The 23609-nt window shown below is 69.8% G+C and carries 21 protein-coding genes; 7 read left to right on the top strand and 14 right to left on the bottom strand.

Going from position 1 to position 23609, the window contains the following annotated elements; genetic code table 11:
• Positions 1-4: 4 nt before the first annotated feature.
• The 5 genes from ACGFX9_RS07805 to ACGFX9_RS07825 form a co-directional block, all read right to left on the bottom strand.
• Positions 5-1324 (bottom strand): haloacid dehalogenase-like hydrolase, encoded by a 1320-nt coding sequence (locus tag ACGFX9_RS07805; protein ID WP_393466439.1) that lies wholly within the window; start codon positions 1322-1324, stop codon positions 5-7.
• A 16-nt stretch (positions 1325-1340) separates the two neighbouring features.
• The gene (locus ACGFX9_RS07810) at positions 1341-2651 is read right to left on the bottom strand and encodes an HAD family hydrolase (RefSeq protein WP_393466442.1); all 1311 of its coding nucleotides are present in this window, start codon (positions 2649-2651) and stop codon (positions 1341-1343) included.
• A gap of 91 nt (positions 2652-2742) precedes the next feature.
• Complete coding sequence (locus ACGFX9_RS07815) at positions 2743-3525, bottom strand: 3-oxoacyl-ACP reductase (RefSeq protein ID WP_393466445.1); 783 nt, start codon at positions 3523-3525, stop codon at positions 2743-2745.
• A 6-nt stretch (positions 3526-3531) separates the two neighbouring features.
• Positions 3532-4908, bottom strand: coding sequence for an aldehyde dehydrogenase family protein (locus tag ACGFX9_RS07820; protein WP_393466447.1), 1377 nt, complete (start codon positions 4906-4908; stop codon positions 3532-3534).
• A 7-nt stretch (positions 4909-4915) separates the two neighbouring features.
• Positions 4916-6280 (bottom strand): glutamine synthetase family protein, encoded by a 1365-nt coding sequence (locus ACGFX9_RS07825; RefSeq protein ID WP_393466450.1) that lies wholly within the window; start codon positions 6278-6280, stop codon positions 4916-4918.
• Between the two features lie 77 nt (positions 6281-6357).
• Between ACGFX9_RS07825 and ACGFX9_RS07830 the strand changes: the two genes are divergently transcribed.
• The 3 genes from ACGFX9_RS07830 to ACGFX9_RS07840 all read left to right on the top strand — a co-directional run bounded on the left by ACGFX9_RS07830 (position 6358) and on the right by ACGFX9_RS07840 (position 9424).
• Positions 6358-7104 carry a FadR/GntR family transcriptional regulator gene (locus ACGFX9_RS07830; protein ID WP_393466453.1) on the top strand — a complete coding sequence of 249 codons (747 nt, stop codon included), beginning with the start codon at positions 6358-6360 and terminating at the stop codon, positions 7102-7104.
• A gap of 150 nt (positions 7105-7254) precedes the next feature.
• On the top strand, positions 7255-8700 hold the full coding sequence (gene eat / locus ACGFX9_RS07835) for an ethanolamine permease (protein WP_393466456.1): 1446 nt from the start codon (positions 7255-7257) through the stop codon (positions 8698-8700).
• Positions 8701-8740: 40 nt separating this feature from the next.
• Positions 8741-9424 carry a gamma-glutamyl-gamma-aminobutyrate hydrolase family protein gene (locus ACGFX9_RS07840; RefSeq protein ID WP_393468264.1) on the top strand — a complete coding sequence of 228 codons (684 nt, stop codon included), beginning with the start codon at positions 8741-8743 and terminating at the stop codon, positions 9422-9424.
• A 102-nt stretch (positions 9425-9526) separates the two neighbouring features.
• On the opposite strand, the gene ACGFX9_RS07845 is transcribed toward ACGFX9_RS07840, so the two are convergent.
• On the bottom strand, positions 9527-10510 hold the full coding sequence (locus ACGFX9_RS07845; protein ID WP_393466459.1) for a LysR family transcriptional regulator: 984 nt from the start codon (positions 10508-10510) through the stop codon (positions 9527-9529).
• A 70-nt stretch (positions 10511-10580) separates the two neighbouring features.
• Here ACGFX9_RS07845 and ACGFX9_RS07850 point away from each other — a divergent pair, with 70 nt between their 5' ends.
• The gene (locus ACGFX9_RS07850; protein WP_393466462.1) at positions 10581-11729 is read left to right on the top strand and encodes a TDT family transporter; all 1149 of its coding nucleotides are present in this window, start codon (positions 10581-10583) and stop codon (positions 11727-11729) included.
• On the opposite strand, the gene ACGFX9_RS07855 is transcribed toward ACGFX9_RS07850, so the two are convergent.
• The 5 genes from ACGFX9_RS07855 to ACGFX9_RS07875 form a co-directional block, all read right to left on the bottom strand.
• The gene (locus ACGFX9_RS07855; RefSeq protein WP_393466465.1) at positions 11695-12420 is read right to left on the bottom strand and encodes a helical backbone metal receptor; all 726 of its coding nucleotides are present in this window, start codon (positions 12418-12420) and stop codon (positions 11695-11697) included. The two genes, ACGFX9_RS07850 and ACGFX9_RS07855, sit on opposite strands and share 35 nt — an antisense overlap.
• A gap of 12 nt (positions 12421-12432) precedes the next feature.
• A complete protein-coding gene (locus ACGFX9_RS07860; protein ID WP_393466468.1) occupies positions 12433-13005 on the bottom strand; it encodes a helix-turn-helix domain-containing protein in 573 nt (190 codons plus the stop codon).
• 105 nt (positions 13006-13110) lie between these two features.
• Positions 13111-14097, bottom strand: coding sequence for a hypothetical protein (locus tag ACGFX9_RS07865; protein WP_393466471.1), 987 nt, complete (start codon positions 14095-14097; stop codon positions 13111-13113).
• Between the two features lie 149 nt (positions 14098-14246).
• Complete coding sequence (locus ACGFX9_RS07870; protein ID WP_393466474.1) at positions 14247-16859, bottom strand: ABC transporter permease/substrate binding protein; 2613 nt, start codon at positions 16857-16859, stop codon at positions 14247-14249.
• Positions 16852-18012 carry a glycine betaine/L-proline ABC transporter ATP-binding protein gene (locus ACGFX9_RS07875; protein WP_393466477.1) on the bottom strand — a complete coding sequence of 387 codons (1161 nt, stop codon included), beginning with the start codon at positions 18010-18012 and terminating at the stop codon, positions 16852-16854. Before ACGFX9_RS07875 ends, ACGFX9_RS07870 begins: the two co-directional genes overlap by 8 nt.
• A gap of 270 nt (positions 18013-18282) precedes the next feature.
• Here ACGFX9_RS07875 and ACGFX9_RS07880 point away from each other — a divergent pair, with 270 nt between their 5' ends.
• Complete coding sequence (locus ACGFX9_RS07880) at positions 18283-19188, top strand: 5'-3' exonuclease H3TH domain-containing protein (RefSeq protein WP_393468267.1); 906 nt, start codon at positions 18283-18285, stop codon at positions 19186-19188.
• Between the two features lie 52 nt (positions 19189-19240).
• Positions 19241-20092, top strand: a complete 852-nt coding sequence (locus ACGFX9_RS07885; protein ID WP_393466480.1) for a siderophore-interacting protein — start codon at positions 19241-19243, stop codon at positions 20090-20092.
• 31 nt (positions 20093-20123) lie between these two features.
• Here the strand turns inward: ACGFX9_RS07885 and ACGFX9_RS07890 are convergent, their stop codons facing one another.
• From ACGFX9_RS07890 to ACGFX9_RS07900, 3 genes are all read right to left on the bottom strand, one after another.
• Positions 20124-20924, bottom strand: coding sequence for an ABC transporter permease (locus ACGFX9_RS07890; RefSeq protein ID WP_393466483.1), 801 nt, complete (start codon positions 20922-20924; stop codon positions 20124-20126).
• The gene (locus tag ACGFX9_RS07895) at positions 20921-21961 is read right to left on the bottom strand and encodes an ABC transporter ATP-binding protein (RefSeq protein WP_393468270.1); all 1041 of its coding nucleotides are present in this window, start codon (positions 21959-21961) and stop codon (positions 20921-20923) included. The genes ACGFX9_RS07890 and ACGFX9_RS07895 overlap by 4 nt, the downstream gene beginning before the upstream one ends.
• A 244-nt stretch (positions 21962-22205) precedes the next feature.
• Positions 22206-22862 (bottom strand): PadR family transcriptional regulator, encoded by a 657-nt coding sequence (locus ACGFX9_RS07900; RefSeq protein WP_393466486.1) that lies wholly within the window; start codon positions 22860-22862, stop codon positions 22206-22208.
• Positions 22863-23016: 154 nt separating this feature from the next.
• Here ACGFX9_RS07900 and ACGFX9_RS07905 point away from each other — a divergent pair, with 154 nt between their 5' ends.
• Complete coding sequence (locus ACGFX9_RS07905) at positions 23017-23595, top strand: GNAT family N-acetyltransferase (RefSeq protein ID WP_393466488.1); 579 nt, start codon at positions 23017-23019, stop codon at positions 23593-23595.
• Positions 23596-23609 lie beyond the last annotated feature (14 nt).

Genomic DNA, 23609 nt, shown 5'->3' on the forward strand with positions numbered 1-23609 from the left:
AAGGTCAGAACACCGAGTCCGCCTGATCCGGAACCACCGAGCCGTCCCCGCGCAGGACAGGGCCCTTGCTGCCGTCCGGTTCGTTGTACGCGGAGGTCGAGCACGGGTAGAGGTCCGGCTTCTGCTTCAGAGGTTCGATGAACATGGGGTTCACGACCCAGCGGCCATCGGCGTCGTCGTACGCACGGCACATGACCTCGTTCTTGTTGCGGTTCAGGACGAGGTGCGCGCCCGTGGCGTCGCCGACGAACGTCACGTCCGTGTCGGCGTCACCGCCGCCGAGTGCGATGCGGTGGGACCGGTCCTGCTTCTGCCAGGCGGACTTGCCCTTGACGCCGTAGATCTCCTGGTTGATCCAGCAGCGCTTGCCGTCGATGTAGGGGATGGCTTCGCCCTTGTTCACCGGTACGTCGCCGCAGCCCTGGTTCCAGGTGGTGATCCGCCCCTTGCGGTCGAGGACGGAGCGGATGGCGATGGTGTGCTCGCGGTCGACGCCGACGCCCCCCTTGCCGCCGGACCAGACCTCGGTGACCGGCTCCGAGCCCGCCGAGACGATGTAGACCTCGAACCCGGCCTTCTTGAGCGTGCGGATGAGGTCGCGCTGCTGGTCGTAGTAGCGGGCGTAGCCGGGGATCTCGTGCGTGCCGACCTTCTGGGTGGCGCCTACGGGGGCTGCGAGCACCTGCTCGCGGGCCTTCGCGGCGTACGACTTCAGTTCGGGCACGGTGTGTCCGGCGAACAGCTGGGGCACCCAGGCGTACTGCGGAACGGTGTGCCGGTGGTCCCACTTGCCCGCGAAGGCGGCGGCTCCGCTCATGGTTTTGCCGTCCTCGCGGACCTCGAAGATCTCGTCGGCGCAGGCGGTGTCCGTGGAGGTGGGCAGCGGCGCGCCCACGGGCACGTCGGTGCCGCAGGCCGCGGTGAGTGCCTTGTCGGCCTCGTCCGTCATCCACTTGCTGGTGGACTTCCAGCTGGCGGGGCGCAGGATCTTGTCGTGGTGGAGTGACCAGGCGATCGTCGCGTCGGTGATGTCGTTCTTGACGACGGTGTTGTCCCAGTCGAAGGCGGCGACGGGACGCTTGTGGCCGTGCCTCAGGTGAGGGTTGGCGCAGGTCCCGCGCTCGTCGATCATCTGCTGTAGATGGGCGCGATTGTCGCCGTACCAGGTCAGCTTCTTGGACAGCTGCGGGCAATGGGCGCCCGGCGTACGGGAGTTGGCGGTGTCTGCGGTCGTGGCGGCGGCCGCGGGGAATGCTGTGGGCACGGCCGCCGCCAGGGTGGCGGCGGCGGCCAGACTCAGCGCCAAAGTGTTTCTGCTACGCATGTGAGTGGACCGTACATCAGTCCTGTGCGCCTGTTGAGGTGCGGAACACCGTGTCCTTCTGGTCGGGGATGACGGACCCGTCGGCGCGGCGCACCGGACCCTTGGTGCCGTCCCGTTCGGTGTAGCCGGTGCTGGCGCACGGGTAGGGCTCGGGCAGTTTGCCCTTGGGTTCGATGAACATGGGGTTCACCAGCCAGCGGCTGTCGCCGTTGTCGTAGGCGCGGCACATGAGTTCGTTCTTGTTGCGGTTCAGGACGAGGCGCAGGGCGGTGGCGTCGCGCAGGAAGGAGATGTCGGTGTCGGAGTCGCCCGCCGCGAACACCTGTCGTCTGGGCGCCGGTTGGACCTTCTCGGCGGCGGCGCCGCGCACTTTGTAGATCTCCTGGTTGATCCAGCAGCGCTTGCCGTCGATGTACGTGATCATCGAGTCGTCGCCGTCCTTCACCGTGCCGCAGCCCTTGAGGTGCGGGGTGAGCCTGCCGTGCGCGGTGACGTTGCGGATGCCGATGGTGTGCCGGGCGTCGACCCCGGCGGCCTTCGCCCAGACCTCGGCGATCGGCTCGGGGGATGCGGAGACCACGTAGACGTCGAAGCCGGCCTTCTTGAGGGTGTGGATCAGGTCCCGCTGCTGGTCGTAGTAGCGGGCCCAGCCGGTGAACTTCCCGGTGCCGACGCGCTGTTCGGTGCCTATGGGCGCGGCGAGGTTCTCCTTGCGCGCGGCGGCGGCGAAGCCCTTGACCTGGCGGGCGGACCAGCCCTGGGTGAGCTGGGCGAGCCAGGCGTACTGGGGTTCCATCCGGCGGTGGTCGAAGCCGTCGAAGGCCGCGGACCCGCCGGTGGTGGTGCCCTCGGCGTAGACGGAGGCGATCTCGTCGGCGCAGTCCGCGTCGCGGCCGGTGGGCAGGGTCTTGCCGGTGCCGGGGCAGGCCTTGGCGAGGGCCTTGGCCGCTGGGTCGGTGAGGTAGCGGCTCGTGGTGTGCCAGTCGGCGTTGTGCGGCGTTCGTATCTTGCTGTTGCGCAGGAGCCAGAACATGGTGGCGTCGCCGACGTCGTTCTTGATGACCGTGTTGTCCCAGTCGAAGGTGGCGACGGGCTTGGCGGCACCTTGGTGCCGCTGGGGGCCGCAACGGCCATGCGCGTCGATCATCTGCTGGAGCCGCACCTTGTTCTCGCCGTACCAGCCCTTGGAGACGGTGAGCGAGGGACAGTCCTTCGGCTGGGACCGCACGGGCTGAGTGGCTTCCGCGGTGGCCTGGACGGTGACGAGACCGGCTCCGGCGACGGCGATCACTGCTGCTGCCGCGGCGGCGCGGCGCTTGAAGTTCACGAACACACTCCCGTGTTTACGCAGGTCAGCCGGGCGTCGTGCGACGCCCGGCTGACGGGGTGGTTGCTGGAGGATGAATTGCGGAGGCGGACTACACAGGCGTCACGTACGCGCCCGAGATGCCGCCGTCGACCAGGAAGTCCGTGGCGTTGACGAACGAGGAGTCGTCGGAGGCGAGGAACGCCACGGCGGCGGCGAGCTCGTCGGCCTCGGCGAAGCGGCCCACGGGGATGTGGACGAGGCGGCGCGCGGCCCGCTCGGGGTCCTTGGCGAAGAGCTCCTGAAGGAGCGGGGTGTTGACCGGGCCCGGGCAGAGCGCGTTCACGCGGATGCCCTCGCGGGCGAACTGCACGCCCAGCTCGCGGGACATGGCGAGGACACCGCCCTTGGACGCCGTGTACGAGATCTGGGACGTCGCCGCGCCCATCCTCGCCACGAACGACGCGGTGTTGATGATCGAGCCCTTGCCCTGGCGCCGCATGTAGGGGATGGCCGCCTTGCAGCACAGGAACACGGAGGTGAGGTTGACATCCTGGACGCGCTTCCAGGCATCGAGGCCCGTGTCCAGGATGGAGTCGTCGTCGGGCGGCGAGATGCCCGCGTTGTTGAAGGCGATGTCGACCGAGCCATAGGTGTCGTACGCGGTCTTGAAGAGCGCCTCGACCTGCTCGGCATCGGTGACGTCGACCTTGACGAAGGTCCCGCCGACCTCGTCGGCGGCGGCCTTGCCCGCCCTCTCGTCGATGTCGCCGCAGACGACATGCGCGCCCTCGGAGGCGAGGCGGCGCGCGGTGGCGAGGCCGATGCCGCTGCCGGCGCCGGTGATGACGGCGGTGCGGCCGACGAGGCGGCGGCAGATGTTCTGGTCGGTCATGGGTGCTCAGGCCTCCGTGCTTTCCGTGCTGATGAAGACGTTCTTGGTTTCCGTGAAAGCGGCGAGCGCGTCCGGGCCGAGCTCTCGGCCGAGTCCGGACTGCTTGTAACCCCCGAACGGTGTCCAATAGCGCACGCTGGAGTGCGAGTTGACGGACAAGTTCCCCGCCTGGACGGCTCCCGAGACCCGCAGTGCCCTGCCCACGTCCCGGGTCCAGATCGAGCCGGACAGTCCGTACTGGGTGGCGTTGGCAAGGCGGATCGCGTCGGCCTCGTCCTCGAAGGGGAGGACGACGGCGACCGGGCCGAAGACCTCTTCCGTCGCAACGGGCGATGCGGGGTCGACGTCGGTAAGGAGCGTCGGCGGGAACCAGAACCCGGGTCCTTCGGGGGCCGTGCCGTGGATTCCGGTGCCGGCCGGGACGTAGGAACGCACGCGCTCCAGCTGGGACCTGGAGATCAGCGGGCCCATCTGGGTCTTCTCGTCGGACGGGTCGCCGACGACGATCGACTCGACGGCGGGCCGCACGATCTCCAGGAAGCGGTCGTACACCGAGCGCTGGACGAGGATGCGGGTGCGGGCGCAGCAGTCCTGGCCGGAGTTGTCGAGGTACGACATGGGGGTGGCGAGGGCGGCGGCCTCCACGTCGGCGTCGGCGAAGACGATGTTCGGGCTCTTGCCGCCGAGTTCGAGGGTCAGGCGTTTCACGCGGTCGGCGCACTTGGTCATGATCTGCTTGCCGACGGGGGTGGAGCCGGTGAACACGATCTTGGCGACGCCGGGGTGTTCGACGAGGGCGTTGCCCGCGACATCGCCCGCGCCGGGCAGGACCTGGAAGAGCCCCTCGGGAAGGCCTGCTTCCAGGGCGAGTTCGGCGAGGCGGAGCGCTGTGAGCGGGGTCGTCTCGGCGGGCTTGAGGATGACCGCGTTGCCGGCGGCGAGGGCCGGGGCGGTACCCCAGGCGGCGATCGGCATCGGGAAGTTCCAGGGGGCGATGACGCCGACGACCCCGAGGGGTTCGAGGATCGTGACGTTCAGGCCGCCGGGCACCGGGATCTGACGGCCGCTCAGGCGCTCCACTCCTCCGGCCGCGAAGTCGAGGAGATCGCGGACGTTGCCCGCTTCCCAGCGTGCGTTGCCGATGACGTGACCGGCTTCGCGCACCTCCAACCGGGCGAGTTCTTCCAGGTGTTCGTCGACCTTCGCCGCGAAGCGGCGGAGCAGGCGTGCACGGTCGGCGGGGGCGGTGGCCGCCCAGCGCTCCTGTGCCTTGGCGGCCCGCGTGACGGCGGCGTCGACGTCCTGCGCGGTGGCGGCGGGGACGGTCGCGATGACCTCTTCGGTCGCCGGGTTCAGTACTTCGAGGTTTCGTACGTCGAGCAAGGGTGCCTCACAAGCGTTCGAAGGAGCGGCGGAGCTCCCAGTCGGTCACCGCGGAGTCGAAGGCGTCCAGCTCGACCCGCGCCATGTTGCTGTAGTGCGCGACCACCTCGTCGCCGAAGGCGGCCTTGGCGATGGCGCTGTTCTCCCAGAGCTCGGCGGCCTCGCGCAGGGTGGTGGGGACGTGCGCGTAGTCGCCGGTGTAGGCGTTGCCCGTGCACTCATCGGGCAGTTCGAGCTTCTGCTCTATGCCGTGAAGGCCTGCGGCCACGAGTCCGGCGACCGCGAGGTGCGGGTTCACGTCGCCGCCCGGGAGGCGGTTCTCGAAGCGCATCGAGCGTCCGTGGCCGACGACCCGTAGCGCGCAGGTGCGGTTGTCGTACCCCCAGGCGGCGGCGGTCGGCGCGAACGATCCTGGCCTGAACCGCTTGTAGGAGTTGATGTTGGGCGCGTAGAGCAGGGAGAACTCCCGGAGCGCCGCGAGCTGCCCGGCCAGGAAGTGCCGCATGACGGCCGACATCCCGCCGGGCCCGTCACCGGCCATGGCGTTGGTGCCGTCCGCGTCCGCGAGCGAGAGGTGGATGTGACAGGAGTTGCCCTCGCGCTCGTTGTACTTGGCCATGAAGGTGAGCGAGACGCCTTCCTGCGAGGCGATCTCCTTGGCACCGGTCTTGTAGATGGCGTGCTGATCGCAGGTGACGAGGGCGTCGTCGTAGCGGAACACGATCTCGTGCTGGCCGGGGTTGCACTCGCCCTTGGCCGACTCGACGACGAGCCCGGCGGCTGCCATCTCGTTGCGGATGCGGCGAAGGAGCGGCTCGATGCGTCCGGTGCCGAGCACGGAGTAGTCGATGTTGTACTGGTTCGCCGGGGTGAGGTCCTTGTAGCCCGAGTCCCAGGCCTGCTCGTAGGTGTCCTTGAAGACGATGAACTCCAGCTCCGTGCCGACGTTGGCGGTGAAGCCGTGCTCCCCGAGCCGGTCGAGCTGCCGGCGCAGGATCTGACGGGGCGCGGCCACGACGGGCAAGGAGTCGTTCCAGGCGAGGTCCGCGATGAGCATCGCGGTGCCGTCGTTCCAGGGGACGCGGCGCAGGGTGCTCAGGTCGGGGCGCATGGCGAAGTCGCCGTAGCCACGGTCCCAGGAGGACATGGCGTAGCCCTCGACGGTGTTCATCTCCGTGTCGACGGCCAGGAGGTAGTTGCAGCCCTCCGTGCCGTTCTGCAGTACGTCGTCGAGGAAGAAGGGTGCGGCGAACCGCTTGCCCTGGAGCCGCCCTTGCATATCGGGGAAGGCCAGGACGACAGTGTCGATCTCGCCGCTCGTGACGAGAGCACGCAGCTCCTCGATCCCGAGCGGGGGTGTGCGGTCTGCCACGGGAAAATCCTCCTTGGGTCAGCCGAGAGCCATAAGGTATTGCCGAGAACCATTGATTGGGAAGGGGGTACGGCCAGATGTCGCACACGGATGCCGACGCGGCGGGTGCCGGGGCCGACGACCGGCTCACACCGGTCCTTCGTCCCGTACGGGCGGGCAACGGCTTCGAGGAGGCCCTGGAGCAGATCCTCCAGGTCGTACGTCTCGGCCTGGTGCCCGGCGGTGAACGCCTGCCATCGGAGCGGGAGTTGGCCGACCGGCTCGGCATCAGCAGGGTGACGCTGCGCGAGGTCCTGAAGGTGCTCCAGGACCAGGGCCTTGTCGAGTCGCGGCGGGGCAGGTACGGCGGCACGTTCGTGCGTCCGCGCCCCGAGGCCGCGGGCGAGGACGAGCTGCGGCGGCGGGTGGCGGGCATCGACGTCGAGGACGCGCTGCGCTTCCGCGAGGTCCTCGAGGTGGGAGCGGCCGGGCTCTGCGCGGCGCACGGCCTGGACGACGAGCAGCGGGAGCGGCTGCGCTCGGCGCTCGCGCAGACCCACGAGGCGCCCCTTTCCGAGTACCGCCGCCTGGACACACTCCTGCATCTGACCCTCGCCGAGCTCTGCGGCTCGCCCTCGCTCACCGCGCAGTACGCGGCGGTCCGCGCGAGCGTCAACGACCTCCTGGACTGCATCCCCCTGTTGGTACGGAACCTGGAGCATTCGCAGCGCCAGCACACCGCGCTGGTGGAGGCGGTGCTCGACGGGGACGCGGACGGGGCGCGGGAGATGATGCGTGAGCACTGCGCGGGGACGGCCGCCTTGCTGCGGGGCTTCCTGACATAAGGGGCGGGTGAGCGGTGATTAACGGCGGTGTAACGCAGGGGTCTTGATTTCTCGCACCCGGCACGGCAAAGGTATGGATCCGATCCATTGAGCAGCCCGTTCCATTGAGCCGCCCATCCCATTGAGCCGCCCGCCCCCAGGAGCCGTGCCATGACCGTGGAGTCCCCCAAGACGAGTACCGCCGAACCGGCGGACGACTATCTGGAGCGCAGAACACTGCGCCGGGGCAGCGCGGGCTGGCTGCTGCTCACCGGGCTCGGCGTCGCGTATGTCGTCTCCGGCGACTTCTCGGGCTGGAACTTCGGCCTGGCGGAGGGCGGATTCGGCGGCCTCGGGATCGCCATGGCGCTCATGGGCGTGATGTACGCGTGCATGGTCTTCTCGCTGGCCGAGCTGTCGTCGGTCCTGCCCACGGCGGGCGGCGGCTACGGCTTCGCGCGCCGGGCGCTGGGCCCGTGGGGCGGCTTCCTCACCGGCACGGCCATCCTCATCGAGTACATCCTGGCGCCCGCCGCGATCTCCATCTTCATCGGCGACTACGTCGAGTCCCTCGGCCTCTTCGGCCTCACCTCCGGCTGGCCGGTGTATCTGGCCTGCTTCGTCGTCTTCATCGGCATTCACCTCTGGGGCGTCGGCGAGGCGCTGCGCTTCAGCTTCGTGGTCACGGGCATCGCGGTGGCGGCGCTCCTCGTGTTCGCGGTCGGCGCGTTCATGGACTTCGACGCGTCGAAGCTGAACGACATCCCTGTGGAGGCGGACGCGTTCGGTTCCAACTCTTGGCTGCCGATGGGGTTGTTGGGCATCTGGGCGGCGTTCCCGTTCGGCATGTGGTTCTTCCTCGGGGTGGAGGGCGTCCCCTTGGCGGCCGAGGAGACCAAGGACCCGGCGCGCACGCTGCCGCGGGCGATCCGCTGGTCGATGGCCATCCTCATCGTCCTCGCGCTTCTGACGTTCTTCGCGTCGGCGGGCGCGCGCGGCGCGAACGCGATCCAGGACGCGGGCAACCCGCTGGTGGAGGCGCTGCAGCCGGGCGGCAAGGCGACGGCGCTCAGCCGCATCGTCAACTACGCGGGTCTGGCAGGCCTGGTGGCGTCCTTCTTCTCCCTGATCTACGCGGGCTCGCGCCAGCTCTTCGCCCTGTCGAGGGCGGGCTACCTCCCCCGCTTCCTCTCCCTGACGAGCAGCCGCAAGGCCCCCTACCTGGGCCTTCTGGTCCCCGGCGCGATCGGCTTCGCCCTGGCGGCGGCCACCGGGGACGGGGCACGGATGCTGAACGTCGCGGTGTTCGGCGCGACCATCTCGTACGCCCTGATGTCGCTCTCGCACATCGTGCTGCGCCGCAGGGAGCCGGACCTTGAGCGGCCGTACCGTACGCCGGGCGGCATGCTGACGTCGTCGGTGGCGCTCGTCCTGGCCTGCTCGGCGCTGGTCGCGACGTTCCTCGTGGACGTGACGGCGGCGCTGATCGCACTCGCGGTATACGTGGTGGCGATCGCGTACTTCGGCTTCTACAGCCGCAAGCGTCTGGTGGCGCGCGCACCGGAGGAGGAGTTCGCCGCACTCGCCGCGGCGGAGGCTGAACTGGAACGCGACTGAGCATGAGCGACACGAGGACACGAGGGAGACGAGCGTGAGCGTGACCGGCAGGCCACTGATCGGTGTCAGTACGTACATGGAGCAGCAGGCGGGCTGGGGCGTGTGGCAACTGCCCGCCGCGCTGCTCCCCGCCGGCTACCCGCGTCTGGTGCAGTCGGCGGGCGGCCTCGCCGCGATGCTTCCGCCGGACGATCCTTCGTACGCCGATGAGGTCGTCGCCCGGCTCGACGGCGTGGTCATCGCGGGTGGCCCCGATGTCGACCCGGCCCGTTACGGCTCGGAGCGTGAGGAACGTACAGGCCCCCCGGCGCGGGAGCGGGACGCGTGGGAACTCGCGCTGATCGAGGCGGCGTTGGCGTCGGGCACGCCCCTGCTGGGCATCTGCCGGGGGATGCAACTGCTCAACGTGGCGCTGGGCGGGACGCTGGTGCAGCATCTGGACGGCCACGTGGAGGCGATTGGTGTCTTCGGCACGCACGAGGTGACGCCGGTACCGGGCACGCTGTACGGGTCCATCGCACCGGCTCCGACGGCCGTCCCGACCTACCACCATCAGGCGGTGGACCGGCTCGGCCGGGACCTGATCGTGTCGGCGCACGCGGCGGACGGCACGGTGGAGGCGGTCGAACTGCCCTCCGGGGCCTGGACGTTGGGCGTTCAGTGGCATCCCGAGATGGGCGAGGACCTCCGGGTGATGTCGGCGCTGGTGCGCGCCGCGGGGTAGGGCCATCCGCTCCCCTGCCCCGACGCGGGGTCACGTCTTGCCTCCGGCGGGGTCTCCCACCCCGGGGCAACACGACCGCCCCGCCCAAGGCGCCCCCGCCGGCTACCGCGTGAGGGAAAGCAGATCCCGCGCCGGCCCGGTAGGGCGATGCCCCGTAGGCCACACCGCGCGCAGCTCCCGCCGCAGCAGCACCCCCTCCAGGGGGATCCTCACCAGGCGCCGGGAAGTCAGCTCCTCCCCCACCGCCAACTCGCTCAGGACAGCCGGCCCCGCCCCGTTCACCGCCGACGCCTTCACCGCGGTGGTGGACGACAGCTCGATCAGCGGGCGGGCGAGGCCGCCGAGCGCCGCGTCGAGGACCTGCCGCGTACCCGAACCCTCCTCCCGGAGAATCAGCGGGGTCGCCGCCAACTCCCGTGCCCCCAGCGGCTTTCCGCGCCGCGCCCACGCATGGCCCGGAGCCGTGACGACGATCAGCCGGTCATGGGCGATGACCGCCGCGTCGAGGCCGTTCGGCACCGTGAGCCCCTCGACGAAGCCGAGGTCCGCCTCTCCGGCGAGGAGCCGCTCCGCGACCGCGGTCGAGTTCCCCGCGGTCAACGACACGGCGGTGTCCGGCCGCTGGGTCCGCAGCGCGATCAGCCAGCCCGGCAGCAGATACTCGGCGATCGTCATGCTCGCCGCCACCCGCAGCCGAGAGTCACGCCGGTCCCGCAAGGCCTGCGCCCCCACGTCGAACGCCTCCGCCGCCTCCACGATCCGCCGCGCCCAGTCCGTGACGAGCGCCCCCGCGTCCGTGAGCCGGGAGCCACGCGGCGACCGGTCCACCAGGGCGACCCCGAGCTGCCGCTCCATCGACCGGATCCGGCTGCTCGCGGCGGGCTGCGTGATGCCGAGCTCCTTCGCGGCCCGCCCCAGGCTGCCGAGCCGCGCCACGGCGAGCAGCAGTGAGAGCGCCCCCAGGTCCGGCACGCGATGCGCGAGGGGCGCCGCCGGCGACGTATCAAAGGCACCAGAAGAGCCGGAAAAACCGGAGGAACCAGAAGAGCCGGGAGGGCCCGGGGCCCCAGAAGACGACGTACCCATAAACCCAGGTTATGCCCTCATACGTACATGCCTCCTGGTGGGGGCCCCGTCCATCCGCGACGGTGGACTCATGGTCACCGTCGCCTACACCCAGGCACCCCCGCGCACCGTCACCCCCCGCCCCGACCGCCTCAGCCACCTCGTTCGCCCCGTCCCGGCCACCCGCCACCTGGGCCCGAACTGGTACGCCGCCGTCATGGGCACGGCGATCATCGCCAACGCGGGCGCGACCCTGCCGGTGCGGCTGCCGGGCCTGCGGACCGCGTGCACCGCCATCTGGGCGCTCTCCCTGCTGATGCTGGCCGCGCTCCTCATCGCCCGCACCCTGCACTGGGTCCACCACCGCGACCAGGCCCGCGCCCATCTCCTCGACCCGGCTGTCGCCCCCTTCTACGGCTGTCTCTCCATGGCCCTGCTCGCGGTCGGCGCGGGCGCGATCCTCGTGGGCGGCGACTGGATCGGGGCGGGCGCCGCGGTCGCGCTCGACACGGTGCTCTTCGTCACCGGTACGGCCATCGGGCTCGCGTCCGCCGTCGCGATCCCGTACCTGATGGTGACCGAGCACCGCATAGAGCCGGGCCAGGCATCCCCCGTCTGGCTGCTGCCCGTGGTGGCGCCGATGGTGTCCGCCGCGGTCGGCCCCCTCCTCGTACCGCACCTCCCGGCGGGCCAGGCGCAGGAAACGCTCCTCTTCGCCTGCGTCGCGATGTTCGGCCTGAGCCTGCTCGCCACCCTCGTGATGCTGCCGCTGATCCTCGCCCGCCTGCTGACCGGAGGCCCGCTGCCGCTCGCGCTCACGCCGGCGCTGTTCCTGGTGCTCGGCCCGCTCGGCCAGTCGACGACAGCGGTCAACAAGTTCGCCGACACCGCGGCGACAGGCGTCGTCCCCGCCCCCTACGACCAGGGCTTCGCCGTCTTCGCCGTGCTCTACGGCGTTCCGGTGATGGGCTTCGCCCTGCTGTGGCTCGCGCTGGCGGGCGCGATGGTGGTGCGGGCCAGGCGCCGGGGCATGGGCTTCGCGATGACCTGGTGGGCGTTCACGTTCCCCGTCGGTACGTGCGTCACGGGCGCCGAAGGCCTGGCCAAGCACACCGGGCTCGCGGTGTACGACGGTCTTGCGATCGCCCTGTACGTCCTGCTGGTGGCGGCGTGGGCGGTGGCGCTCACGCGGACCCTGCGCGGCCTCACGACCGGAAAGCTGCTCGCAGCGCCCCGCTGAGCACGGCCGGCGCCTCCGCGAGCGAGGGCCCGTACCAGGTGAGGTGGCGCCCGCTGACCAGTGCCGCCGGGACGGGGAACGCCTCGGGGCCGTCCTCGCGAGTGAAGCGGTACGGCTCGTCCGGCAGGATCACCAAGTCGGCTGCCGCCTCCCGCAGTTCCTCCAGCGGGACGCGGGGGTAGCGCTCGGCATGCGTCGCGTACGCGTTGTCGACACCGAGGCGGCGCAGCAGGTCTCCGGCGAACGTGTCGCGTCCCAGGACCATCCACGGCCGCCGCCAGATGGGGACCACCGCCTTCAACCGGGCTTCGGGGACGGCGAGTTGGGACCACGCCTCCTCGGCTTCGTCCAGCCAGCCGGGCCGTCCCGCCCCGCAGGCGGCGAGCACCCGGGTCAGCTCGCGCAGGGCGCCGGGCAGGTCCCGTACCTCTGTCACGAGCACCTCGATCCCCGCCGCCCGCAGCGCCGCCAGGTCAGGTGCGCGGTTCTCCTCCTCGTTGGCGATCACCAGGTCGGGGGCGAGGCCGATGATGCGGCGCACGTCAGGGTTCTTGGTGCCGCCGATCCGGGCGACCTCCAGGTCCACCGGATGGCTGCACCATTCCGTGGCAGCCACCAGCGCGCCCGGTGCACCGACGGCGACCGCCTCGGTCAGCGAAGGCACCAGGGAGACGATCCGCGTTCCGGTCACCGTGCCATCCCCTCAGCGCCGGGAGTCGTCCAGGGCTTCGATGTGATCGGCGACGGCCACGACGAGCACCTGGCTCTCGGGCACGGTCGCCCGCCACCGGTGGCGCACCCCGCCCGTCAGATGCAGGCTGTCGCCGCGTCCGAGGCGGTATGCCCTGCCCTCTGCCTCGACCTCGACGGCGCCCTCCACCACGTACATCAACTCGTCGTTGCGGTGCTGGAACTCGCGCCCCTCGTCGTGGTCGCCGGTGAACTCGACGGCGTGCAGCTGGTGGTGGCCGCGGACCAGATTGCGTACGCGGACGTCAGGGGAGGATCCCTCGCCCTCACCTTCGTCGGAGCGCATCAGGTCGACCGTGCACGCGGGGTCCGCGGCGGCCAGCAGTTCGACGTCGGTCGTCAGGAGGGCGTCGGCGACACGTTGCAGGGAGCGTCTGCTGGGCCGGGCCCGCTCGTTCTCGACCTGGCTGAGGAACGGCACCGAGAGACCGCTGCGCTCGGCCACCACGGCAAGGGTGAGCTCCAGGTGCCGGCGGCGCCGCCGCACGGCCGAGCCCACCCGGAGGGTTTCCTTCTGCTCGTCCATCGCCTCGGCTCCCTTCTGCGCGTCGGTCCACTCTCAACCCTGTTGGGTTTTCTGCACCCTACGCATGTTCGCCAAACGGTTCTGCCCCGTTGCGCGGACCGCCTCCTACAGCTTGTGCCAGTAGACGAGCTGTCCCGCCTCCCCCGGAGCCGCTCCCTGCCCCGGTATGAAGAGGCTGACCAGCAAGGCAGGCCTGCCTTGTGGGTCGGTGACGAGGGCCGCCGACGGGTTGGCGAAGGCGCGGCTGCCGCCGTGCGTGGTGATGTCGAGCCGGTCGGCCCGGCCGCTCACGGGGTCGTACGCGTAGGTGCGCCAGCTCCCGAAGTCGCCGCGCCACCGCTGGCCCTCCACGAAGAGCATCTGCTGCCCGTCCAGCTCAACGGGCGCCCGGTCCCCGAGGTTCCCGCTGTTGCCCCAGGCCAGCAGGGCCCGGTCGAGCCGCTCGTCGGGCGCCGCGTGCCACGTACGGAAGCCGGTGAGAGTGGCGCGAAGCTGACGGTCGGTGTCGCAGCCGGCGCGGTAGTGCCCGGTGAGCTCGATCGTGTCGTCGCGTACGGCGGTGATGCTGGGCGTGCCTTCGGCGCACCGGGAGAGGGTGCGTGGCGCGTCGAACGCCCGTGCAGCGCGCCCGGTGAGCAGCGAGGCTTCACCGTCGTACGCGCGCACGGCGATGTGGTTCTCCGGGTCCTTCTCGTACGCGAGGACGTACCCGCCGCGGCCGTCGTCGGCGAGGGAGGCCTGGTGGGTGCCGGGGCCGAAGTCGTGGCGGCGGTGCCAGTGCCGCAGATCGGTGGAGGTGGCGACGGCTGCGTGGAAGCGGCCGTCGCCCAGGAGGGAGTGGTAGACGGCCAGATATGTTCCGCCGGGGGTCTGCGTGATCTGCGCGGCGTCCATGGTGCGGCCGGTGTCGTCCCGCGTGTCGTAGCGGTGGCCGTCGGCGGCGGTCACATCGCCGGCCAGGGCGGCGAGGCGGGCGGTGGCGGCGGAGGCCGGGGCGGAGCTCGCGGCGGCCAGATGGGCCAGGAGCAGGGCGGCGGCGAGGGCCAGGGCCACGGCGAGGCAAAGGACGGTGCGGGAGACGCGGACGGTCACGGAGGCGGACTTACGTTCGAGCGGCGGGGAGGCTGCCCAGCCTAGGGAGCGGTGGTGCCCCCGGGAATGCCCAAAGGGGTGGGCTTCGCCACAAGGCGAGACCCACCCCTTTGGGCGTTCAGCGGTGATTCACCGGTGCGGAGGAAGAACTAGGACTGCGGAGCCATCTTCTGCTCGAAGCCCGGGTTCTTCTTCAGCCAGGCGTCGACGGCCTTGGGCTCATTGCCCTTGCCCGCCTTGTTGATCTCGTTCTCCAGGCTGGCCAGTTCCTTCTCGCTCATCTTGAAGTTCTTGAGCCACTTCGTGAGCTGCGGGTACTGCTCGGGGAACTCCTTGCTGGAGATCGTCCGGATCGTGTCGCCCTTGCCGAAGGCGACCTTGGGGTCCTTCAGCTTGGTGAGCTTGTACTCGTTGTACGCCCAGTGCGGCGACCAGAGCAGGACCGCGACCGGCTCCTTCTTGGCGTACGCCGACTTCAGCTCGGAGAGCATCGCGGGCGTCGAACCGGAGACGATCTTGTACTCCTTGTCCAGGCCGTAGCCCGGCAGGACCTTGTTCTTGAGCGCCGTCATCACACCCGTACCGGGCTCGATGCCGATGATCTTGCCCTTGAACTTGTCGCCCTTGCCCTTGAGGTCTTCGAGCGACTTCACGCCCTTGACGTAGGACGGGACGGCGATCTCCAGGGACGTCGGGCTGTACCAGGAGCCGAGATCCTTGAGGTTCGCCTTGTTCTTGTCCCAGTACTGCTTCTGGGCCGTGGGCAGCCAGGCGTCGAGATCCAGGTCGAGGTCGCCCTGCGCGAGAGCGGTGTAGACCGGGCCGACGTCGGACGGCGTCAGCTTCATCTTGTAGCCGCGCTTCTCCAGGACACGCTTCCAGAGATTGGTGACGGCGATGTTCTCGTCCCACGCGAAGTACGCGGCGTTCAAGGGACGCTTGGTCTCCTTGGAGCCGGAGTTCTTCGGGAGCGGGGCCAGCTTGTCGACGACGCCCGGGTTCTTCTTCAGCCAGGCGCGGACGGCCTCCTGCTGCTTGCCCTTGCCCGCCTTGTTGATCTCGGCCTCAAGACTCGTGAGCTGCTTCTCGCTCATCTTGAAGTTCTTCAGCCACTTGGCGATCTCGGGGTTCTCCGAGGAGAAGCCCTTGCGCGCCAGGGTGTGCACGCCGTCGCCCTTGCCCCAGGCGCCCTTCGGGTCCTTGAGCTTCTTCAGGTCGAAGTCGCTGTACGCCCAGTGCGGCGACCAGAGCGTGGTGACAATGGGCTCCTTCTTGGCGTACGCGCGCTTCAGCTCGGCCAGCATCGCGGGCGTCGAACCGTCGACGACCTTGTACTCGCCGTCGAGGCCGTACTCCTTGAGCACCTTCTTCTTGAGCAGCCCCATCATGCCGGCGCTCGGCTCGATGCCGACGATCTTGCCCTTGAACGTGCCGCTCTTGCCCTTGAGGTCCTCGAGCGAGTCGACGCCCTTCACGTACGAGGGGACGCTGAGCTCAAGGGAGGTCGGGCCGTACCAGGAGCCCAGGTCCTCCAGCTTGTCGCCGTACTTCTTCCAGTACTCGGCGTGCGTGGTCGGCAGCCAGGAGTCGGTCTGGAAGTCGACCGCGCCCGACGCGAGCGAGGTGTAGAGCGGACCGGCCTCGAGCTGCTTGGTCTGCGGCTTGAAGCCGCGCTGCTCCAGGACTTCCTTCCAGAGGAAGGTGGAGGCGACGCCCTCGTCCCAGGGGATGTAGCCGATGTTGACTTCCCGGCCCTGGCCGATGTTCTTCGCGTCCGCGACGCTGTCCTCGGACTTCGAACCGCCGAAGGCGCCCATGCCGCCCGCGACGAGCGCGAGGACGACCACACCGACGACCGCGACCGCGGCCTGCGGACGGTAGTTGAAGATGTTCAGGCCCTGCGCGGCCCGCAGCTTCGCGACCGCGCGGCGGCCGAGCGGCGAGACCTGGGTGCCCAGCGAGCTGGTCATCCGGTCCAGGTAGATCGCCAGGATGACGATGGCGACGCCCGCCTCCGAGCCGAGGCCGACGTTCAGCTGGCCGATGGACTCGTTGACGTCGGCGCCGAGGCCCTCCGTGCCGACCATGCCCGCGATGGCGGCCATGGACAGGCCCAGCATGATGACCTGGTTGACACCGGCCATGATCGTGGGCAGGGCGAGGGGCAGCTGGACGCGGAGCAGGATGTTGCGCGGCGTGGTGCCGAACGCGTCGGCCGCCTCGACCAGCTCCTTGTCGACCTGGCGGATGCCCAGCTCCGTCATGCGGACGCCGGGGGCCAGGGCGAAGATCAGGGTGGCGACGATGCCCGCGGGGGCGCCCATCCCGAAGAACAGGATGGCGGGGATGAGGTAGATCATCGCCGGCAGCGTCTGCATGAAGTCGAGCACCGGGCGGACGATGCCGCTGACCGTGCTCGACCGTGCCGCCCAGATGCCCACGGGCACGGAGATGACCAGCGCGATGATCGTGGACACCAGCACCAGGGCCAGCGTCATCATCGCGTGGTCCCACAGTTCGAGGGAGACGATGAACGCGAAGCCGGCGAAGGTCAGCACACCGGCGATCACGCCGCGCAGCCAGAACGCGATGACCGCGAAGATGCCCGCGAGAATCAGCGGCTCGGGCGCCTGGAGCACGTCGGCTATGCCGTCGTAGGCGCCCTGGAAGACGGTCTTGAAGAAGTCGAACAGCCAGGCCATGTGGCTCAGCAGCCAGTCGACCCCACTGTTGACCCACTCACCGAACGGAATCCTAGGCACCGCTGACCACCTTGCCCACGGCCTCTACGCCGTTGTCCTGCTTCTTCTGGACCGGGACCGCGGTGTCCTTCGGTTCGTCCTGTGAACTCATCGGCTCACCGAGCACGGCGAGCAGCCGTGCCTGCGGTACGACACCGATGAGGGCGCCCTCGTCGTCGGTCACGGCGACGGCCACGGTGCTCGTGGAGCACGGCGTGAACAGCTCGATGATCGGGGTGTCCGCCTTGACCGTCGCGGGGGCCGCGGCCAGCACGTCCTCGGGGGTCTGCAGCTCCTTGCCCTCGGCCGTCTTCGTACCGAAGACCGCCTCGGGCTCGGCCATGATCGCGCCCGCCGTGAGGACACGGGAGCGGTCGACGTCCTGGGTGAACGCGGCGACGTAGTCGTTGGCCGGCGTGACGAGGATGTCCTCGGCACCGCCGATCTGGACGATCTCGCCGTCACGCATGACGGCTATCTGGTCGCCGAGGCGCATAGCCTCGTTCAGGTCGTGCGTGATGAAGACGATGGTCTTCTTCAGGCGCTTCTGCAGCTCCAGGAGCTGGTCCTGCATGTCACGGCGGATCAGCGGGTCGAGCGCGCTGAACGACTCGTCCATGAGGAGCAGGTCCGCGTCGGTCGCGAGCGCGCGGGCCAGGCCCACACGCTGCTGCATACCGCCGGAGAGCTCGTCGGGCCAGGACTTCTCCCAGCCCTTCAGGCCGGCGAGTTCGAGCGCCACGGTGGCGCGCTCCTCGCGCTCGGCACGCGGCACGCCCTGCACCTCAAGGCCGTAACCGGCGTTCTCCAGGACGCTGCGGTGCGGGAAGAGGGCGAAGTGCTGGAAGACCATGCTGATCTTCTTGGAGCGCACCTCGCGCAGCTCACGGGCGCTCAGACCGGTCAGATCCTGGCCGTCGAAGAGAACCTGTCCGGCCGTCGGCTCCGACAGACCGTTGAGCATGCGCAGCAACGTGGACTTGCCGGATCCGGAGAGACCCATGACGACGAAGATCTGGCCCGGCTCGACGGTGAAGGAGGCATCGATCACCGCGGCAGTGGTGCCCTCGGCGCGCAACTCCTCTCGGTCGGTTCCGTGGCGGAGTTTCTCCACCGCTTCAGCGGGTCGTCTGCCGAATACCTTGTACAGGTGTTCGGCTTGCAGCCTGGACACATACACCTCTCGGGTTGAACCAACACGGCCCGCCTCCCCCGCCGGCGGGCCGTGGAGCGACGCGGGTTCTGCCCGCTCGTTTGCCCGGTGAAATAGTTGAATCCTCGACCGGAGGCGCTCCGGCTCGGCGCCTGCCCTCACTTACACAGATCAAACGCAAGAGTGGTCCAGTTCACATTCCGTTCACTTTTGTCCACCCGCAGGCGCCGACGGAGCGCTGTCAGTGCCGTGCGGCATGATGCGAAGGTGACTCAGCAAACGCGGCGGCTCATGCTGCTCGACACGGCGTCCCTGTACTACCGCGCCTATTTCGGGGTCCCCGATTCCGTGAAGGCCCCGGACGGCACCTCGGTCAACGCGGTGCGCGGTCTGCTCGACTTCATCGCCCGGCTCGTCCAGGACCACCGGCCGGACGAGCTGGTGGCGTGCATGGACGCGGACTGGCGCCCGCACTGGCGGGTCGAGCTGATCCCGTCGTACAAGGCGCATCGCGTCGCAGAGGAGTCCGAGGCGGGCCCGGACACCGAGGACACCCCGGACACCCTCGCGCCGCAGGTCCCGATCATCGAGGACGTCCTGGACGCGCTCGGCATCGCCCGTGTGGGAGTCGCGTCGTACGAGGCGGACGACGTGATCGGCACGTACGCGGGCCGTGCCACAGGGCCGGTCGACATCGTCACCGGCGACCGCGACCTCTATCAGCTGGTCGACGACGAGCGCGGCATCCGTGTCCTCTACCCCCTCAAGGGTGTCGGCAGCCTCCAGCTCACGGACGAGTCCTGGCTGCGCGAGAAGTACGGAGTGGACGCCTCCGGCTACGTCGACCTGGCCCTGCTGCGCGGCGACCCGAGCGACGGGCTGCCCGGCGTGCCCGGCATCGGCGAGAAGACGGCGGCCAAGCTGCTCGACGCGTACGGAAATCTGGCCGGGATCATGGCCGCGGTGGACGACCCGCGGAGCAAGCTGACGCCTTCGCAGCGCAAGCGGCTCGACGAATCCCGGGCCTATGTGGCCGTCGCGCCGACCGTGGTCCGTGTCGCGGGCGACGTACCGCTGCCGGACGTGGATCTCGCGCTGCCGGGCGAGCCCCGCGATCCCGCGGCCCTGGACGAGCTGGCCGCGCGGTGGAACCTGGGCGGAGCCCTGAAGAGATTGCTCACGACTCTTCAAGATTGAGGTGTTAGCTTAGGTAAGCCTAAGCAGCATTTGATCAGGGGAGGCCGCCGCCATGGCAGAACGTCCTGCACGCAAAGCACAGAAGACGCACGTCGCCCACGTCGTGCGCACCGAGCGCATCACCCCGCACATGCAGCGCGTGGTCCTGGGCGGCGAGGGCCTCGCCGAGTTCACGGCGGGCGATTCCACCGATCACTACGTGAAGCTGCTCTTCGCCGCCGAGGGCGTGAGCTATCCCGAGCCCTTCGACATCCAGCGGATCCGCGAGGAGTTCCCCCGCGACCAGTGGCCCGTGACGCGTACGTACACGGTCCGCTCGTGGGACCCCCAGGCCCGCGAGCTCGCCATCGACTTCGTCGTCCACGGCGACGAGGGCCTCGCGGGACCGTGGGCACGGGACGTACAGCCGGGCGCCACGGTCCGCTTCCTCGGCCCGGGCGGCGGGTATGCCCCGGACGCCGGCGCCGACTGGCATCTGCTGGCCGGTGACGAGAGCGCGCTGCCCGCGATCGCCGCGGCCCTGGAGGCGCTGCCCGATGACGCCACGGCGTACGCCTTCGTGGAGGTCGCCGACGCGGACGAGGAGCAGAAGGTCACCTCGGCCGTGGACATCCAGTGGCTGCACCGCGGCTCGCGCCCCGTGGGCGAGGCGCTCGTCGAGGCCGTACGCTCCCTCGACTTCCCGGCGGGTGACGTGCAGGCGTTCGTGCACGGCGAGGCCGGGTTCGTGAAGGAGCTGCGCCGCTATCTGCGGATGGACCGCGAGGTGCCCCGCGAGCGTCTCTCGGTCTCCGGCTACTGGCGCCTCGGGCACAACGAGGACGGCTGGCAGGCCGCCAAGCGCGACTGGAACGCGGAGGTGGAGGCGGAGCAGGAGACGCCCGCACAGGCGGCCACCTCCTGAACCCGCGTCCCCCTTCTGAACCCGCCTGCCCTCAGACGGACTTCTGGTACACCCGGAAGGTCCGGGTCGACAGCCACACCGCCACGACGGTGAGGACGAGCAGCGCCCCGCCCCGGCCGAGCACAGCGCCCCAGTCCGGGTCGGCCGACATCGCCGAACGGCCCGCGGTCATGGCCCAGTCGAGCGGATTGAAGTCGGCGAGGTGCCGCATCCACGACGGCATCTGCGCCGGCGCCATGAACGCCGAGGAGAGGAACGTCAGCGGCAGCAGCAGGAAGGTGTTGATGCCGATGATGGACTCACGCTCGCGCACCAGCATGCCGAGCGCGTTGGAGAACGCGCCGAACACGGTGCCGAGCAGCACGGCGGCGACGACCAGGATCGTCACACCGCCCACGCCACCGGCGTAGTCGGCCCCGCCGAGCATGCCGAGCAGCACGATGATGACGGACTGCAGGGCGGTGCTGATGCCGTTGTGCACGACGTTCGCGTTCATCAGCGCGCCCCGGCTGACCGGCGTGGTCAGAAAGCGGTTGAGCGTGCCGCGCTCGATCTCTTCGAGGGTGCCCATGCCCGCCCACATGCTGGAGCCCAGCGCGCTCATCACGACGACGCCCGGTACGAGGTAGTCGAGATAGGACGTGGTGCCGAAGCCGCCGAGTTCGACGACCTTCTTGAAGAGGTTGCCGAACAGGAACAGCCAGACGACCGGCTGGATGAGGGTGATCAGCAGATACGCGGGCTGCCGCATGAACGCCCTGAGTTGACGCTGCGTCATGTACCAGGTCTGCGCCACGGTCTGGCTGAGGGCCTGGGCGGAAGTCGTACTCATCGGGCACCTCCGGCGGTGGTCGCAACGGGTTCCGTCGAGACGCCGGGATCAGCCCCGGCCGAAGACTCGGCCTCGGAGTACCGGCGCCCCGCGTACCGCAGATAGACGTCGTCGAGCGAGGGCCGCGCCACGGTCGCCGCGGCCACCGCGACCCCCGACCGTTCCAGAACCGCGAGCAGCGCGGGCACGGCCGCGGCTCCGTCATCGGCGCGCACGCTGGCCCGCCGCCCGTCGAGCAGCACCTCGTGCACCCCGGGCAGCGCGGACAGCGCACCCGTCAGGAGCGTCCGCCCCGCGGCCCCGACCGGCTCGCGCAGCTCCAAGTGCACGGCGTCGCCCCGCAGTTCACCCTTCAGACCGTCCGGCGTGCCCTCGGCGACGACATGACCGCGGTCCACGATCGCGATGCGCTCGGCGAGGCGGTCCGCCTCCTCCAGATAGTGCGTGGTGAGGAGGATGGTGAGCCCCTCGTCACCGGCGAGGCGGGCGATCTCGTCCCACATGGCGGTGCGCGCCTCGGGGTCGAGACCCGTCGTCGGCTCGTCGAGGAAGAGCACGTCGGGCCGGTGCACCAGACCGAGCGCGACGTCGAGGCGCCGCTGCATCCCGCCGGAGTACCCCTTGACCTGACGCTTCGCCGCGTCGGTGAGGGCGAAGCGGTCGAGCAGGGCGTCGACCCTCCTGTTCAGCGTCTGCCCCCTCAACCCGTAGAGCCTGCCCTGGAGTTGGAGGTTCTCCCGGCCGGTGGCCATCGGGTCGGCGCCGGACTTCTGGGCGACCACGCCGATCGCGCGGCGCACCCGGCCGGGGTGGCGCAGGACGTCGTGGCCCGCGACGGTCGCGGTGCCCGAGTCGGGGCGGGCCAGGGTCGTGAGGACCTTGACGGTGGTGGACTTCCCCGCGCCGTTCGGGCCGAGGAGACCGAAGACGGTGCCCGGCTCGACCGTGAGGTCCATGCCGGTGAGGGCGGTGACCCCGCCCGGGTAGGTCTTGACGAGTTGGCGCGCCTGGACCGCGGGTGGCGGCGGCGCGGACATGCTGCTGATGCTCATGGCGACAGCTCTCTTCTGCGTGAGCGGTTTCGGGTGTGCGTACGCGCTGCTTGCGCCTACGCGATACGCCGAGCCGATCCACGTGAAGAGCGCCGGGCTATCCTTGGTGTGCCGCACCTCGATCGCCTGGCCCGCTTCACGGTGGGTCCGGTCCGGGGTTCGAGACCCTGGCGGGGGCTGCTCCAACAGCTCCTGCCGGGGTCTTTCTCATTGCGCCGCGTCTGCGGCGCTACTGGGTGTCCGCCGCGCCTCCTCCGTCGTCGAGGACCTGGAATTCGGGCGGCATCCGCCCCGTCTCGTGGAAGCTGCGCCAGCCCTCGATGCCACCGAGCTCACCGCTCCTGACCTCCTTGAGGAAGCCGCGGACCCACTCGGCCTGCGCCTCCACCATGCGCAGTTGGTACTCGGCCTCCACCAGGAAGACCCGCGGCAGCGTCTCGTAGAGCTTGTCCAGGGCTCCACGCGAACTGGCCGCCTGCACCTCCAGCGAGGCGAGCCGCTCGTCGAGGAGGCGCGCCACCTCGTCGGGGTGGACGACGCCCATGAGGGAGAGGGCGGTCTCGAAGATCGGATACTCGCGCGCCGGGACCGCGAGCAGATCGGACATCCACTCGACCATCTCCTGCTGCCCGGCGTCCGTGATGCCGTACAGCGTGCGCTCCGGCCGGTTGCCCTGCCGCTCCACGTCCCTGACCTCGACGAAGCCGTGCTTCTCCAGGTTCTGTACGACGGTGTAGAGCGAGCCGTAGTTGATCTTCGTCGTGGCGTCCTTGCCCTGTCGGCGGAGCGTCTGCGCGATCTCGTACGGATGCATGGGCTTCTGCGTGAGCGTCGCCATCACCGCGAGGGCCAGTGGATTGCTGAGCTTCCGGCGCTTCATCGCCATGGATATCACCTCGCTTCCGAATATCCGGGTACGAACATATCGCGAGCCCACGACAGGGTCAATACACGCGATGTATCGCGAGAGCTGCCCGTCACCGCTGGAACCTCCGCGAAAACCACTACGTGCCGCGATGACCCGCTGACACGATGAGCCCATGCCCTTCAAGATCCCTGACGTCGTCGCCGCCGGCACCTTCGCCCACCGGGAACAGCCGGCCATCCCCGCCCCCGGAGGGCTGATCATCCGCCCCTGGTCCCCCGACGACGCGCCTGCCGTGTACGAGGCGTTCCAGGACCCGGTGATCCAGCGCTGGCACGCACGCGACGCCGAGTCCGTCGATGAGACCCGCGGCTGGATAGAGGGCTGGCGCAAGGCCTGGACCGAAGAGCGTGACGCGTACTGGGCCATCGCCGACGCCGCCACGGACGAGGTGGTGGGCCGCATCGCGCTGCGCAACATCGTCTTCGGCGACGGGCAGGCCGAAGTCGCCTACTGGACCATGCCGTCGGCCCGCGGCCGGGGCATCGCCCCGCGCGCCCTGACCGCGCTGTCCGACTGGTCATTCGCCGAAGTCGGCCTCCACCGCCTCGAACTCCTCCACGCCACGGCCAACGGGGCGTCCTGCCGCGTCGCGCTCAAGACCGGCTTCGCACCGGAGGGCATCAAGCGCAGCGCGATCCTGCACGAGGACGGCTGGCACGACATGCATCAGCACGCCCGGATAGCCCCGTAGTCTTGCCAGCTGTG

The sequence above is a fragment of the Streptomyces sp. NPDC048436 genome (assembly GCF_043200355.1).
Taxonomy (GTDB): Bacteria; Actinomycetota; Actinomycetes; order Streptomycetales; family Streptomycetaceae; genus Streptomyces.